The 15,024-nt window shown below is 43.1% G+C and carries 7 protein-coding genes and 2 pseudogenes; 8 read left to right on the top strand and 1 reads right to left on the bottom strand.

Going from position 1 to position 15,024, the window contains the following annotated elements:
• Positions 1-381 (bottom strand): annotated as a pseudogene (locus tag BN202_RS03015) (hypothetical protein); the annotation flags it as partial.
• A gap of 1,184 nt (positions 382-1,565) precedes the next feature.
• On the opposite strand from BN202_RS03015, the gene BN202_RS09895 reads away from it, so the two are divergent.
• The 8 genes and pseudogenes from BN202_RS09895 to BN202_RS10540 form a co-directional block, all read left to right on the top strand.
• Complete coding sequence (locus tag BN202_RS09895; protein ID WP_019219053.1) at positions 1,566-1,739, top strand: hypothetical protein; 174 nt, start codon at positions 1,566-1,568, stop codon at positions 1,737-1,739.
• Positions 1,740-3,518, top strand: a complete 1,779-nt coding sequence (locus BN202_RS03010; RefSeq protein ID WP_019219052.1) for a ShlB/FhaC/HecB family hemolysin secretion/activation protein — start codon at positions 1,740-1,742, stop codon at positions 3,516-3,518.
• A 92-nt stretch (positions 3,519-3,610) separates the two neighbouring features.
• Entirely contained in the window at positions 3,611-11,119 is a 7,509-nt protein-coding gene (locus tag BN202_RS03005; protein WP_019219051.1) for a two-partner secretion domain-containing protein, read from the top strand.
• 63 nt (positions 11,120-11,182) lie between these two features.
• Positions 11,183-11,773, top strand: coding sequence for an SMI1/KNR4 family protein (locus tag BN202_RS03000; RefSeq protein ID WP_019219050.1), 591 nt, complete (start codon positions 11,183-11,185; stop codon positions 11,771-11,773).
• 54 nt (positions 11,774-11,827) lie between these two features.
• Positions 11,828-12,301: an SMI1/KNR4 family protein gene (locus BN202_RS02995; RefSeq protein ID WP_019219049.1), complete on the top strand. Its 474-nt coding sequence runs from the start codon at positions 11,828-11,830 to the stop codon at positions 12,299-12,301.
• On the top strand, positions 12,298-12,762 hold the full coding sequence (locus BN202_RS02990) for an SMI1/KNR4 family protein (protein WP_019219048.1): 465 nt from the start codon (positions 12,298-12,300) through the stop codon (positions 12,760-12,762). Before BN202_RS02995 ends, BN202_RS02990 begins: the two co-directional genes overlap by 4 nt.
• A 110-nt stretch (positions 12,763-12,872) precedes the next feature.
• Complete coding sequence (locus BN202_RS02985) at positions 12,873-13,451, top strand: SMI1/KNR4 family protein (RefSeq protein ID WP_019219047.1); 579 nt, start codon at positions 12,873-12,875, stop codon at positions 13,449-13,451.
• Positions 13,452-13,484: 33 nt separating this feature from the next.
• Positions 13,485-14,789 (top strand): annotated as a pseudogene (locus tag BN202_RS10540) (DUF637 domain-containing protein); the annotation flags it as partial.
• Between the last annotated feature and the right edge of the window lie 235 nt (positions 14,790-15,024).

Genomic DNA, 15,024 nt, shown 5'->3' with positions numbered 1-15,024 from the left:
CCGGGCGTTATCATAAATTTGTGCATTGCCTTCAAAAATAGCATTTCCATAAATTTGTGCATTGCCATAGACGTCGACAAAAAAGCTTTTTACTTTAGCATTTCCAAAAACGCGTGCATTTTGAAAGACCCGCGCTTTATTATATACCCAGCAATTACCCTCATGAGATAAGTTGTTTTCATTTTCAATATAGCCACCAAGGTCACCAGCCTTAACATCTCCAAAATCTCTTAAAGCTCTAATTCGAGTTAAGAAATGACCATCTATATATTCACAATCATCAATAAATTCGTATTTTTTTGCAGGCTCTTGTTTATTAACAGATGTGGTTTCATTTGAAATGGAAGAGATAATGGGGGTGTTTTTTGAGATATTTGTCATATTTAAACCTTACTGATTATACGTTTTTGATTGACAGCCCATAATGGGCGTCGGGTGCTCAAAAACACGGCAGTAAGTCCGTCGTTACGCTTTTCCCGTAGGGTATTGTATAGCGTAACTACACCCGACAAAATCACTATATATGCGTTTTATAGCATAAAAAATAGTCAATTTTTAGAGGGGATTAGGTTTACCGTAACCCATCCGCTTACTGTTTAAGTGTTTTTGAAGCACTTTATTACTTATTTATCAAAATACGTATTTATTGTCAATTATTATTTTATCTTTTTTGATATTTTTGGCACTTTTTTAAATACGTTACGTATTCATATTGTTTATATGATTATCAATTGCTTCTTTTATATTTATGTGCTGTTAAAGCTATATTATGGGCTTTATGAAACGATTGTGTTATTTTCTGAATCTATACATTTATAATATTTAGAAACGCTCTCATCATGCGTATTTTTATCTTTATAACCTATCAGTTTTTTTTACTAAATGGTTTTTAAGATTTCTGTTAATTTCTTTTATAACGCATTTGCAACTTAACAGCTTTTTATAGCTATTGTCTTTATAACCAAAGCTTTCATTTGCATTTTGCTTTATTCAAAACTGCTGTTTTTATGCATTCTCTATAGCTGTCATGTTTTTTATAGCTACCACATCATTTTTCATTTTCATAAGGGAAATGATAAAGATGATAATGTGATTTATTTGTTATAAAACATCTAAAGAGAGACTGATAATTATAGAGATTATCAAAATCTCTTTAAACAGAGATTTTTAAACAATAAAGCTATCATTTTAGAATACGGTATAATCTTTTCAAGGCAATCCAAAGTAGAGTGTTTAAAAGTGCAAAGCCTTATCTTTTAGGATAACGCATGATAAGCACTCCTTTTAAGATTGTAGGTGATCAATTTAATAAGATGATTAAGGTTATAGAATTTACAAAATTCCATTAAAGGGATTTTGATAATGCTATTTTTTTATCATGTCATAATAAGTGGTAGTTTTTGTTGTCTCTAATATGTTACAGTTCCGATAAATTTGGCATATCAGTGAATTAAAGTTTTTCTTTATTCTCATAATAGGTTATAAACTTCCTCTTGAAATAGAGATTACGCAGTTCGTAGAATAACACTTTACCAGAGTGTTCGCAGTCTTCACGGGGGGATGCTATGGCTTGTGCAAGCAATAAAGCGGATCTACAGAGTACAGTCTATATTTTTTATTTACCTTTTAAAATCGTTACTCTGATCAGAACAGTAAAAGATTTCTATACGGGCTTTAGTTGTTTCTATGGTGCGGATAAGGTTGTTCATTTTGTTGCTCACTTTGAGGGGGCACAATGAATGCGCTGTTTTTTATTTTTTGTGTATGCCACGGCTTTTTTGTGTCTTTTTTCGTTGCCGAGTTTTGCACAAAGCATTCGTGATCAAGCGATTGATCAATCCGAGAGGATACAACGACAACAAACACAAGAACAGCATTTTCAACAATTACATCGTAGGAGAGAAACGCGTAGGATATCTTTACCCGATGATGGCTCTAGAGCTTCTGATGGTGTTTCAACAGAGAAAACCTGTTTGCCGATCAAAAGCATTGAACTTGTTGGTGCTCAGTTGCTTTCTCACACCGACCTTCATGAAGCCATTTCTCTTTGGGAAGGGCGGTGTTTGGGTATTGCCGAAATCAACCAAGTGCTTAAAGCGGTGACCAAGCTTTATATGAAGCGCGGTTATATTGCGGTGCGGGCTTATTTGCCCGAGCAAGATTTAAGTGGCGGTCATCTCAAGATTGTTGTTGTTGAAGGTGTGATGGAAGCGATTACCCTCGATGGGCATAAAGTTGAGAGGAGACTTCAAGGGGAAATCATCACGGCATTTCCAGATCTGATTGGGAAGCCAACCAATTTGCGCCAGATAGAGCAAGGGCTTGATCAAATCAATCGGCTTTTTTCTCGCCAAGCCACCATTAACCTTGGTGCTGGAGGCAATTCTGGTGGTTCCATTCTTGATATTCATATTGAAAAACAGAAACCTTGGCTCATCACGCTTTCCAGCGATAATCTTGGTGCTAAAGCAACAGGAATTTATCAAACGCGCTTAAGCCTTTCTTTTGATGATTTGTTAAGGGGCAATGATCAATGGTCGTTTAGTTATCAGCGCTCCATGGATGGTGGTCCTTATCATTTTTCGGGCAAGCGTCCCAATAGTGATACGATAACAGGTTCATTTTCTATTCCCTATGGTTATTGGACAGCGGGTTTGGATGGGGTTTGGAGCCAATATCATTCGAGTATTAAGGGGATATTTTCCGATATTATGACTGCGGGTAAGTCTTTATCGCTGACGCCGTGGATTTCACGGGTTATCGACCGCGATCAAGAGGGCAAGACGTGGCTTACAGGACGGTTGACATGGAAATATTCTGATAATTTTATTATGGGCAGTAGGGTTGATGTTTCCAGCCGCAAATTGGCTATTGCGGCTTTTGAGCTTGATCATTCCCGCAAGTGGCAGGGAGGAGAATTAAGCGCTCATATAGGGTTTCATAAGGGATTAGCAATTCTTGGCGCTTACGATGATAAAGAGCAAGAAACTTCAACAAAAAATGAGAATGCAACAAAAAACGCGCCGAAAGGGCAATTTTCCAAATTGTCTTTTTCCTTAAGCTATATGCGTCCTTTTTCGCTTCACCAGTATAATTTCCGCTATAACACTTTGTTCTCCGGACAATTGTCGCCTGATACTTTGTTTAGTTCAGAGCAAATGTCGCTTGGTGGTAGTTCCTCTGTTCGTGGAGTGCGTGAGGCGGTTTATTACAGCAATAATGGAGTGTTTTGGCGCAATGAATTGTCGCTGTTATTGCCAGGCTTTTCTTCGAGAATGGGGCGTAAATTTATGAGCCAATTTGCACCTTATGTGGCGCTTGATTTAGGGAGAGCTGCCAATAATGCAGACAAAAACAGTTTTGGTGGCAGTCTTGTTGGAGCAAGTGTGGGTTTCCATGCAAGCGGAGAGATTTTGGATATGGATCTGTCTTATTCGAATATTTTGAGCCAATTAACAGCGAAAGAGCAGGGGAATGCTGCTGGAATATTTCAAATACGAACTTTGTTGAGGTTTTAAAGTAAAGAGGCGGTTAGATGATCGCTTAGCTGTTTACACCCCGTTTGGGGTTATTTTTTACAAAAAGAGAGAAGATTTATAAGGAGCGGAAGATGCGGGGATTGAAAGATCAAAAGCATAAATTGGGATATGGATGTGCGCTAGGGCAGCGCGCTCTTGGTCTTTTGCAACAAGGGGCGCACAAGGGGCTTTCACTGGTTTTAAGCTTTTGCTTGGCTTTTCAGCCTCTGTTAGTGCAAGCGCAAGCAATGGGGGCACAAAGCCCTGTTGTACAAGAAAACCAAGGAATTAAAGCGGCGCAGGGGGTTGGTTCTGCTTACCACCCCACGGTGGGAGCCGCCAGCAATGGTGTGCCTTTGATTGATATTGCGCGTCCCAATGGGCAGGGACTTTCTCATAATAAATATGACAGTTTCAATGTTGATGCCCATGGCGTGATTTTAAATAATTCCACCAAGGAGGTTTCACCTTCACAGCTTGGTGGTTTGGTGATTGGCAATAGCAATTTGCGGGGTGTTGGGTCGGCAAAGGTTATTCTCAATGAAGTGGTGAGCACCAATCGCTCACGTCTTGAAGGGATGAGTGAGGTTCATGGGCAAGCGGCTGATGTTATTGTTGCCAATCCCAATGGAATTATTTGTAACGGTTGCGGCTTTATCAATACACCGCGGGTAACCTTATCGAGCGGACAGCCAATTATTGGAGCCGATGGGGTTTTAAGCGGTTTTCGTGTTGAAGGTGGCAACATCACCATTGGATCTCGTGGTGCTGATGGAAGCTCAGTGGATATTTTTGATCTTGTTTCGCGCAAGATCAGTGTAGATGGTCCCATACAGGTCAAAGGAGAGTTGGCTGTTGTCGCGGGGCATAATCATTTTGATTATCACAAACGAGAAGCAACATCGCTAGGCTCTGATGGTAAAGAGCCAGAATTGGCGATTGATTCCAGCGAGTTTGGCGGAATGTATGCGGGTCAGATCCGCATTCTGGCCAACGATAAAGGTGCTGGTGTTAAAATGAATGGGAACATGGTTGCCAATGCAGGCGCCATGAGATTGACAAGTGATGGCAAGCTGGTGCTTGCCAAAGCACGTGCCAAAGGAGCCTTGAAGGCTCACTCCCATCACGACAGTGTGCATGTGCAAGATCTTCTTTTTTCAGAAAAAGCGGTTGAACTGAAGGCGTTGAACAATGTTGAGCTTGCAGAGCATGCACGCGTTGCGGCAGGTGATGTTGTGACAGTGCACGCCAATAGGATTAAACTTGAGCGTGATGCGCTGTTGGCGAGTGGTATAGGCAGCGATGGCACACAGAGCGCTACGGGTTCTTTGCACTTACAGGCCACAAAGCTTGAGGCGGGGAATGGGCGAATAGCAGCGAGCAATCTTTTAGAGATCCAAGCAGCAGAAATTGATTTAAGTCGTGCGCAAGACAATGATCAGGCTGGGGTTTCTTCCCTTGGCGATCTGACGATTAAAACCAATCAAATTAGCGCTTTAAACAATCATATTGGTGCCAAGGGGAATGTTCTTGTGAAAGCCGATGATGCCCTCACCATAGGGGCTGGTCACTATAGTGCCGGCGGGTCTCTTTTGGTGGAAGCAGCACAGCTTAGATCAGGCGCTCATTTAGTTGCAGAACAAAAAGTAGACCTTTATGCGCGTAGCGGTGATCTTGTCCAAGAAGGCATTATTTTGTCCAATGGGGAGGTAACGCTGGATGCCCATGGTGCCCTCAATCACAAGGGTGATATTATCGGTGTGCAGAAGGTTGCTGTGACAGCGGGTGGCATGGTTACAATCAGCACGAACAGTACGCTTTTAGGTCATGATGTGGGCTTGAGCGCGGGTGGGCTAACCCAAGCGGGGACTATAGAAGCACAAGGTGGAACTTTAAGCTTTCAAGTGCGTGATGGGGTTGCAAATAACGGCATGATGCGTGGTGAGAACATCAATGCGCATGCCGGTGCCCTTACAAACCAAGGCACGCTTATTGCAATTCATGATTTGCATCTGATGCTGAACGCACAAGAGGGAGTAAATAGTCAACAAGCTTTTCTTGAGAATGCGTCTGACGCTCTGCTTCAGAGTGGTGGCGTTTTTGTCGTAACGGCAGGGCAATTACACAATGCGGGTGCACTTGGTTCTAGTGGTGAGAGCGTTGCGCTTAATGTGGCAGGGGATATGAGCAATAGCGGGCTGATTTATGCCAAGAAATCTGCGGCATTGTCCCTAGATGGTGCTCTTACCAACAAGCATGGCAAGATCATTGCCGAAGACAGTTTGACTATAGGCGGACTTGAGAAAGAACGTGCTGGGCGTGTGGTCAATGAAGCGGGTGTTCTCAGTGTTGTTACGGGCGAAATGAAGCTTGTGGCTGCGTCTTTAAGCAATAAGGGCGATGGGGCAGCAAATTTAGGCCAACAGGAGAGCAAACCCAATGAAGAGGCAGCATACATCTTAGCACGTGGTGGTTTGCGCATTGATGTTGGTGCTTTTGAAAATATTGACAGTCTCATTTCCACGCAAGGAGCAGTTAGTGTTGTTGCGGATGATATCACGCAGACAGGGCGCATAGAGGTTGAGAGTGGTGACCTTCACCTCAAAAGCCATGGTGATTTTACCAATAGTGGTGCGATAGAAAGCAATGGCGCAATCACTGTGTATGCGCAAAAAAATCTCGACCAAATAGGACGTATTGTTTCAAAAGCGCGGGTGGAGCTTTCTAGTGATGGTACATTGATGATGGGCACACTAAGCGAGGTTGCTGCCTATGATGTGGCCCTTACAGCGGATATCCTCACCCAAGCGGGGCTTGTTGAGGCACAAGGTGGGGCGCTTACTCTCAACAGCAAAGGTGTTTTAAGCAATTATGGCATCATGATGGGGAGTGTTGTGGATGCGAAGCTTGGTTCTTTAGCAAATACCGGTCAGCTTTTATCCAATGGCACTTTCACACTTGTGGCAGCAAAGCATGATCCCTCATTAGAGCAAGTCTCTCTGGTTTTAAATGGTGAAGGCGGTGTTCTCAAAAGTGGGGGCGCTTTTGTTTTAACCGCCGATGTTTTGGACAATGCTGGCATTCTTGGCTCAGGCGGTGATGGGGTTGCACTCAATGTGAGCGGTGATCTGAGCAATAGCGGGCTGATTTACGCCAAGAAATCCGCAACGCTTTCCTTGGATGGCTCTTTGCTCAATAAGTTTGGCGATGTCATTGCCGAAGACAATTTAACCATTCGTGGGCTTAGTGGAGAGCGGGCTGGTCATGTCATCAACAGTTCGGGGCTTTTAGAAGCTGTATCAGGCGATATGACCTTCGATGTCTCAGCGCTTACCAATATGCGTGAAGGTGGGGTTGAAGTTAGCGATAAAGTGGTTGGCCATAGTTATGTGCGAGGAGAATGGGAAAAAACTGAGGTTAGACACCATCAGATAAAGAAAGATGTCGACACCACGATCATCCGTCAGCAGCCTCATTTTACCAATAATGCTGCCCAGATTTTGGCAGGGCGTCATCTCACGGTTCATGCCGGTGATATCCGCAATAGCTATAGCTTAATTGCTGCTAATGGCAACATTGAGATGCATGGCGATACGCTGCTCAATGAGGGGCGCGATTTAACCGAAACAACTAAGGTTGTAACGGAAACACATCGCAGGGAGAAGAAATGCAGGCCGTGGAATATAGGGTGTCATGGAGGAGGCATAAAAGATGAGGGACATTATACTGATATCCAAACGACTACGCGCACTTATGATGCAGTTTATGGCACGATTGAAGCGGGTGGCACGCTTGATGCCAAAATTACGGGATATATTGATAATCATGCGGTGCGTGAAGGGGTTGAGCAAGTTGGCTTAAGTTCTGGCGATAAAGGCTTGGCTGGGGTTAAAAATACCGACTTTGACGGCTCAAAACCGCTGATCAGCAATGAACGCTTAGACGGTATTATCAATGGTTTAACAGGGCACAAAGGGCTTTTTGCACCAAGCACAAAAACACCAGCAACAGAATCCATACAAGTACCAACACAAGATGGGCTTAGCTCTGTGAAGACAGAGCTTGCTGGCAGCCAATCACCGGATGTGCCGTTTTTAGTTGAGACGCGTCCAGATTTTGTCAATCCAAGCAAATTTTTAGGTTCTGACTACTTCCTCAAAAGGGTTGGCAATTATAAGCCCGAGCAAGTGTTTAAAAGGTTGGGGGATGCCTATTATGAATATCGTCTGGTGCGTGAGCAAATTTTTGAACTTACAGGCAATCGCACTCTTCTTGATGTTGAAGATCCCAATGCTCAAATGCAAAGGCTTTATGACAATGCTGTAGAGCAGCAAGGCCCCTTGGGGTTAGAGCTAGGAGTGCCATTAACGCCTCAGCAGATTGCTGGGATCAAAAAGGACATGATCTGGCTTGAAACCCACCTTGTAGATGGAAAAGAGGTCTTGGTGCCGCGCGTTTATTTGGCATCAGGGTCACAAACCCACCAAGGCAGTCTCGCCAGTGCTCATTTAAAAGGCCATGGCATCACTTTAGCAGCAGAACGTCTGACCAATAGCGGTGCGGTCTTTAGTGATAATGCACTCCATATAAAAACCACGAAGACTTTGTTCAATGATGGTGGTTTTTTGCTTGGCAGCGGTGCTGTTGATCTGAGCAGTGATGGTCTTTTAGCTAATTCTTCTGGTGTTATTCATGGTGATGTGATCACCATGACGGGTAATACGATTATCAATAGCACCGCTAAAATCCGTGACAAGAATGCAAATGGTTTTGTTGATAGAGCTGGGCAGAAGGCGCAAATCCTTTCTGATCATGCTTTGAGCATTCAATCCCTTGGAGACCTTGGTGCAGAAGGAGGGGCATTCACCAGTGGCGGTCCGATGACGATGATTATCGGTGGCACAGGCATGATTGGCGCATTGGCGCTGGAGAGCGAACATAAGGAGACATTGGAAAAAGGGCATTATGATGCTCAAAGCCGTGATCATCGTTTGAGTGAAGTCAACAGTGGTGAGAATCTTACCATTGTTACGAACGGTGCTCTCATCGTGAATGGGGCTAAGGTTAAAGCCAAGGGCGATGCGGACTTTACCAGTGGTGACTCCCTCACCATGACTTCGGTGCAAAACTTTAGCAGTTATGACTTAGACCTTAGGGGCAAAGAAGGTGACAAATCGAAGCAAAAAAATAAATTCCGTCAACAATCCACACAAATCACCACAGACAAAACCACGGTGGAAACAGGTGGCAAGTTCTCTGCGCATGCGAAGAATGGGGATCTCACGCTTGGTGCAGTAGGCTTGAAAAGTGATGGTGAGATACATCTTGCGGCAGATAAGGGGAAGATCCAGTTTCTCACCAACAAGGATCAAGATTTTAAGGACACTTATCAGCGTAACGAAAACCTTGTGTGGTGGAGTGAGAGCGACAAAGGGTATTTGAAAGAGACCATCAAGCATGTGACCATAGAAGCCGGCGGTGGCATGAAGCTTGATGCGGGCAATGGCATTGTTGTTGAATATGAGAAAACCGGTGATTTAGACAAATCCCTTGAACAATTGTCACACTCTCCAGGATTGTCATGGATTAAGCAACTGCGTGATGATCCAGAATTATCCAAGCAAGTTGATTGGCAAGCCGTTAGAGCTGAATTTAAAAACTGGGATTTTAAAGCCCAAGGTCTGACAGAAGCTGGTGCGGCACTTGTGGCATTGGCTGTCACGGCGGTTACGGGCGGAGCAGCCTCGGGCGCAGCCAGTGCCATTACCGGTGCATTGGGGCTTGGCTCGAGCACTGCTATGAATGCGGCGATACAGGCAGGTGTGCAAGCGCTGATCAATAAAAGCGCCATAGCTCTTGTCAATAATCGCGGTGATATTGCCGCGGCATTGCATGAGCTTGGTTCTTCCAAGAATGTTCTCAGCATTGTCTCTTCGATGTTAACGGCGGGCTTAACCAGCAAAGTAACGGAAATGGCCGGTGTTGGACAGTCTTTACCCAAAACGGCTCCTTTTGTCGATCGCATTACCCGTGAAGCAGAAAAGAACCTGATCAAAGCAGCCATTGGCACGAGCGTTCAAACGGCTCTTGAGGGTGGCTCTTTTGACAAGAACTTTTTTAACAATCTGCGCATTGCCATGTCTGATACGGCTGGCAAGACGTTGGCGGAAGAAATCGGTACTGCCAAGGCTGAGGGCAAAATAGACACGGTCATGCAGATCGTTGCCCATGCAGGACTTGGCTGCCTAAAAGGCGCTGTTGCGAGTGGCGCTTGCACTGCCGGTGCTGTGGGGGGTGCTGTAGGCGAAGCCACAGCTATGCTCCAGTTTAAACTGTGGATGCAAGGCATTATACGCGAGGAAGTGGGAGATCTCAACGGTCGCACCCCCACTGCGGAAGAACAAGCTCGCATCACTGCCAAGATTGATGCGCAGTTTGCTGACTTTAGAGAGCACACTATTGATATCGCACGTGCTGCCGGGGGCGTTGCTGCTGCCCTTGCTGGTGGTGATGTTAATGCCGGTGCCGATGCCGCAGGTAATGCCGCAGAGAATAACTACCTCAGCAGTGCACAACAAGCTCAGATGAATAAAGAATTAAAGGAGTGTCCTGACCTTTTATGTGAAGCAGAAGTGTCTGCGAAGTGGTCTGTGATTAGTGGTGGGCAAAATATAAGCTTTGCGGCAGGTTTGGTAGCTGGTGTGCCTGCTGAATTATACGATACGGTTGATGGCTTTATGCAGATGGCCAGCCATCCCATAGATACTTTGAAAGCGCTCAAAGATTTTGTCACCAGTGGTAAGGTTTTTGCTACCCTTGGGCAATCCTATGTAGAGCGTATTGATCACTTGATGGCGGAATATGAGCGAGCGGGAGCTAGTGGATCCTTTAATGCTGGTGTTGAAGTCGGAAAATTATTGACGGAAGTAGCAGCGCTGTTTGTTGGAGGCGCTGGATTAGCCAAGGAAGGTGTAAAGCTTGGCGAAAAGGCTCTGATCCAGTTCATTGCGAGGAGAGATTTTGCCCAATTCGCTTCCAAGAAAAATCTTCTAGAACTTGCTGTTCAAGGAGATCCTGCCAAATTTGCCGCTAGGAAAGAACTGACCAACCTTGCTTCTGGAGAAAAAAAGCTTTGGTTAAACAAAAAACCCATTAAATTTACCGATAGCAAATTTGGTCAGACAAACAAAGTCTATCAGAGAAACGATTTGTTTGATCCTAACCAAATGGTAAAATGGAGAGTAAACAAGAAAGACGTGTGGGGCACCAATATTGAGAGAATGGAAACAGGAAGAGCGCCTATAGGTTTTGATGGTGAGCCTGTTGAGTTGCATCACCTAAAGCAAACGCATGAGGGGCCCATAGCAGAAATTGGTAGTAAAGATCATAACAAATATACTTCCGTGATTCATGTTCCTTCCAAAACACATCAATCGCTTATAGAGAGAGAAAAGTTTGGTAAGTGGAGAGAGGAATATTGGAAGGAACGTGCTAAAGGGTATAGAGAACAAAAAAACAGTAATTTAGGAGGAATGATCGATATGAAATGGGGTATCATAGGTCTAAATTTTGACAGATGGGGACAGGAGCATGTGCAGTAATGCTACGGTTAATTGAAAAGAGAAAAAACAGAGACTTATAAAATAATTTATGGAGAATAATTGATGAAAACCTATACCTTAGATGATGTTGTAGAATTAGTTGATAAAGTGAATAAATATGATGATGATATTATTAATTTGGGTAGTGAAGATGATGAAGAGAATGAAACAGATGATTTACAGATTGAAAAGGCGGAGAAAGCTTTGGGTTTGCAATTCACATCCTCTTACAAAGTTTTTTTAAAAAAATATGGAGGAGGAGAAATTGGTGGTGATGAAATCTTTAGCATTTATGGAGATTGTGGGGAAGGTATTCCTGCTGGTGATATTGTTTACCGAAACTTACTCAATAGAGAACGTGGTTTTGTGACACCAGAACAGCTTTTCGTTAGCAGAACAGATTTTGGTGAAACATTTTACTTTGATTATACGCAGTTTCGGGATGGAGAATGCCCACTTTATGTCAGGCTTCCATCTGAAGATTGCGAATATTACGCAAGTAATTTTTATGAATTCCTTTGCAAAAGAATTAGAGAAAGCGTGGGAGCAGAGATACCTGATGGTGACCAACCGATTGAAAAACCAGAGAACCTTCCCACTCCACAATCTATTCCTTTTTACAAGAGTTTTTGGAAAAAACTATGGAAGAGGTGAAATTGATAGGGAAGAAATATGTAGCGTTTATAACGCAAGTTTTGAGGATCATCTATGAAAACCTATACCTTAGATGATGTTGCAGTCTTAATTGATAAGTATAGTGATATTATTAATTTTGGTACTGCAGAAAATGCAGTTGATGATCTACTGATTGAAAAGGCAGAGAGAGCTCTCGGTTTACAGCTTACAACTTCTTATAAGAGTTTTTTAAAAAATTATGGAGGAGGAGAAATTGGTTGTGAGGAAATATTTAGCATTTATGGTGTGGATTTTGAAACTGTTTATGGTGGTGATATTGTTTACAACCGTTTAACAGAGATAAAAAATGGTTTAGCAAAACCAGAACAGCTTGTTGTGAGTAGAACAGATTTTGGTGAAACATTTTACTTTGATTATACTCAGTTTAACGATGGTGAATGTCCACTCTATTTTGAGGTAATATCTGGAGATCCCCTTTATTATGCAAGTAACTTTTATGAATTCCTTTGTAAAAAAATTAAGGATCATGCAGGTGAAGATTCATGAAAACTTACACTTTAGATGATGTTGCACAATTAATTAATAAATATAGCGATAGTATCGATTTTGGCACTACAGATGAAGCAGTTGATGATGCACTGATTGAAAAAGCAGAGAAAACTCTTGGTTTGCAGTTTACGTCTTCCTATAAAAGTTTTTTAAAAAACTATGGAAGAGGGGAAATTTGTGGTGAGGAAATATGTAGCGTTTATGATACAAACTTTGAGATTGTTCGTAGTGATGATATTGTTTATAAAAACTTAAATTATAGAAAAAATGGTTTTGCAACGCCACAGCAACTTATTGTTAGTAGAACCGATTTTGGAGAGACATTTTTCTTCGATTATTCTCAATTCCAGAATGGAGAATGTGCACTCTATTTTGATTTTCCACCCAAAGATCCACAATATTATGCAAGTAACTTCTATGAATTCCTCTGTAAAAGGATTACAGATAATTTGAAGTAAATTTCTTTGTATGGTGGTTTTACTTTCAAATTGCAATGTTAAACCACCATTATTTTTTTCTTTTCAAGAATGCAAGCGTCGTTAATATTTTTTAGGGGGGAGAAGGACTTATGAAAACCTATACCTTAGATGATGTTATACAATTAGTTGATAAATATGAAGGTGATATTGTCAATTTTTGTTCTGAAGAAAATGCGGTTGGTGATCTACTGATTGAAAAGGCTGAGAAAACTCTAGGTTTACAATTCACATCCTCTTACAAAGTTTTTTTAAAAAAATATGTAGGAGGAGAAATTGGAGCTGAAGAAATCTATAGTCTTTATAAGGAGTGTGGAGCAGATATTCCGGGTGGTGATATTGTTTTCCAAAATTTAAATGATAGAAAACGTGGTTTTGCGACACCAGAACAGCTTGTTGTGTGTGATGCTGATTTTGGTGAGACTTTTTACTTTGATTATACGCAGTTTCGGGATGGTGAATGCCCACTCTATGTCCGGCTTCCATCTGAAGATTGCGAATATTACGCCAGTAATTTTTATGAATTCCTTTGTAAAAGAATTAAAGTACACGTGGGAGAAGAGATACCTGAAGGTGACCAACCGATTGAAAAACCAGAGAACCTTCCCATTCCACAACCTATCCCTTTTTACAAGAGTTTTTGGAAAAAACTATGGAAGAGGGGCAATTGATAGTAAAGAAAGTAACAACTTCTCCATACTTAAAAAAATGAGGATCTCACGCTTGGTGCAGTAGGTTTGAAAAGTGGTGGTGAGATACATCTTGCGGCAGATAAGGGGAAGATCCAGTTTCTTAGCAACAAGGATCAAGATTTTAAGGACACTTATCAGCGTAACGAAAACCTTGTGTGGTGGAGTGAGAACGACAAAGGGTATTTGAAAGAGACCATCAAGCATGTGACCATAGAAGCCGGCGGTGGCATGAAGCTTGATGCGGGCAATGGCATTGTTGTTGAATATGAGAAAACCGGTGATTTAGACAAATCCCTTGAGCAATTGTCACACTCTCCAGGATTGTCATGGATTAAGCAACTGCGTGATGATCCAGAATTATCCAAGCAAGTTGATTGGCAAGCCGTTCAAGCTGAATTTAAAAACTGGGATTTTAAAGCCCAAGGTCTGACAGAAGCAGGTGCGGCACTTGTGGCATTGGCTGTCACGGCGGTTACGGGCGGAGCAGCTTCTGGCGCAGCCAGTGCCATTACCGGTGCATTGGGGCTTGGCTCGAGCACCGCCATGAATGCGGCGATACAGGCAGGTGTGCAAGCGCTGATCAATAAAAGCGCCATAGCTCTTATCAATAATCGCGGTGATATTGCCGCAGCATTGCATGAGCTTGGTTCTTCCAAGAATGTTCTCAGCATTGTCTCTTCGATGTTAACGGCGGGCTTAACCAGCAAAGTAACGGAAATGGCCGGTGTTGGACAGTCTTTACCCAAAACGGCTCCTTTTGTCGATCGCATTACCCGTGAAGCAGAAAAGAACCTGATCAAAGCCGCCATTGGCACAGGCGTGCAAACGGCTCTTGAGGGTGGCTCTTTTGACAAGAACTTTTTTAACAATCTGCGCATTGCCATGTCTGATACGGCTGGCAAGACGTTGGCGGAAGAAATCGGCACTGCCAAGGCTGAGGGTAAAATAGACACGGTCACGCAGATCGTTGCCCATGCAGGACTTGGCTGCCTAAAAGGCGCTGTTGCGAGTGGCGCTTGCACTGCCGGTGCTGTGGGGGGTGCTGTAGGCGAAGCCACAGCTATGCTCCAGTTTAAACTGTGGTCCAAAAATTTTATACAAAAAGAAATAGCAGCATTGAATGGTCGCCCGCTAACCGTAGAAGATCAAGCGCGCATAGGTCAAAAGATTAAAGAGCAATTTTCTGACTTTAAAGATCATGCCATTGATATCGCACGTGCTGCCGGGGGCGTTGCCGCTGCCCTTGCTGGTGGTGATGTTAATGCCGGTGCTGATGCCGCAGGTAATGCTGCGGAGAATAATAGCCTTGCATTAGCAGCACCGCTTGTTTTAGAGGCTGGAGCAGTTGTATCTTCCATAACTCCTTTAGGATGGGCAATTCTGTTAGTAGGTGGTGTAGTTGTTGTCGTATCCTATTTGAATAAAGATATTGTTGCTACAACTGATCCCCTTGGCAATTTAGCTGTTGTGTCAAAAAGTGCAGAAGGAGACAGTGAAAAAACAGACAAAAGTACCAAAGAAGAAAAAAACAAAGCTTCTCAGGCGAGTGCTA

This window comes from Bartonella florencae, from assembly GCF_000312525.1.
Lineage (GTDB): Bacteria > Pseudomonadota > Alphaproteobacteria > Rhizobiales > Rhizobiaceae > Bartonella > Bartonella florencae.
Note: the sequence above shows the minus strand (reverse complement) of the source record. Positions and strands in the feature narration are given on the sequence as shown.

Coding starts and splice junctions, on each gene's coding strand:
- BN202_RS03010 (WP_019219052.1), top strand. CDS start 1,740: ATGCGCTGTTTTTTATTTTTTGTGTATGCCACGGCTTTTTTGTGTCTT.
- BN202_RS03000 (WP_019219050.1), top strand. CDS start 11,183: ATGAAAACCTATACCTTAGATGATGTTGTAGAATTAGTTGATAAAGTG.
- BN202_RS02985 (WP_019219047.1), top strand. CDS start 12,873: ATGAAAACCTATACCTTAGATGATGTTATACAATTAGTTGATAAATAT.
- BN202_RS02995 (WP_019219049.1), top strand. CDS start 11,828: ATGAAAACCTATACCTTAGATGATGTTGCAGTCTTAATTGATAAGTAT.
- BN202_RS09895 (WP_019219053.1), top strand. CDS start 1,566: ATGGCTTGTGCAAGCAATAAAGCGGATCTACAGAGTACAGTCTATATT.
- BN202_RS03005 (WP_019219051.1), top strand. CDS start 3,611: ATGCGGGGATTGAAAGATCAAAAGCATAAATTGGGATATGGATGTGCG.
- BN202_RS02990 (WP_019219048.1), top strand. CDS start 12,298: ATGAAAACTTACACTTTAGATGATGTTGCACAATTAATTAATAAATAT.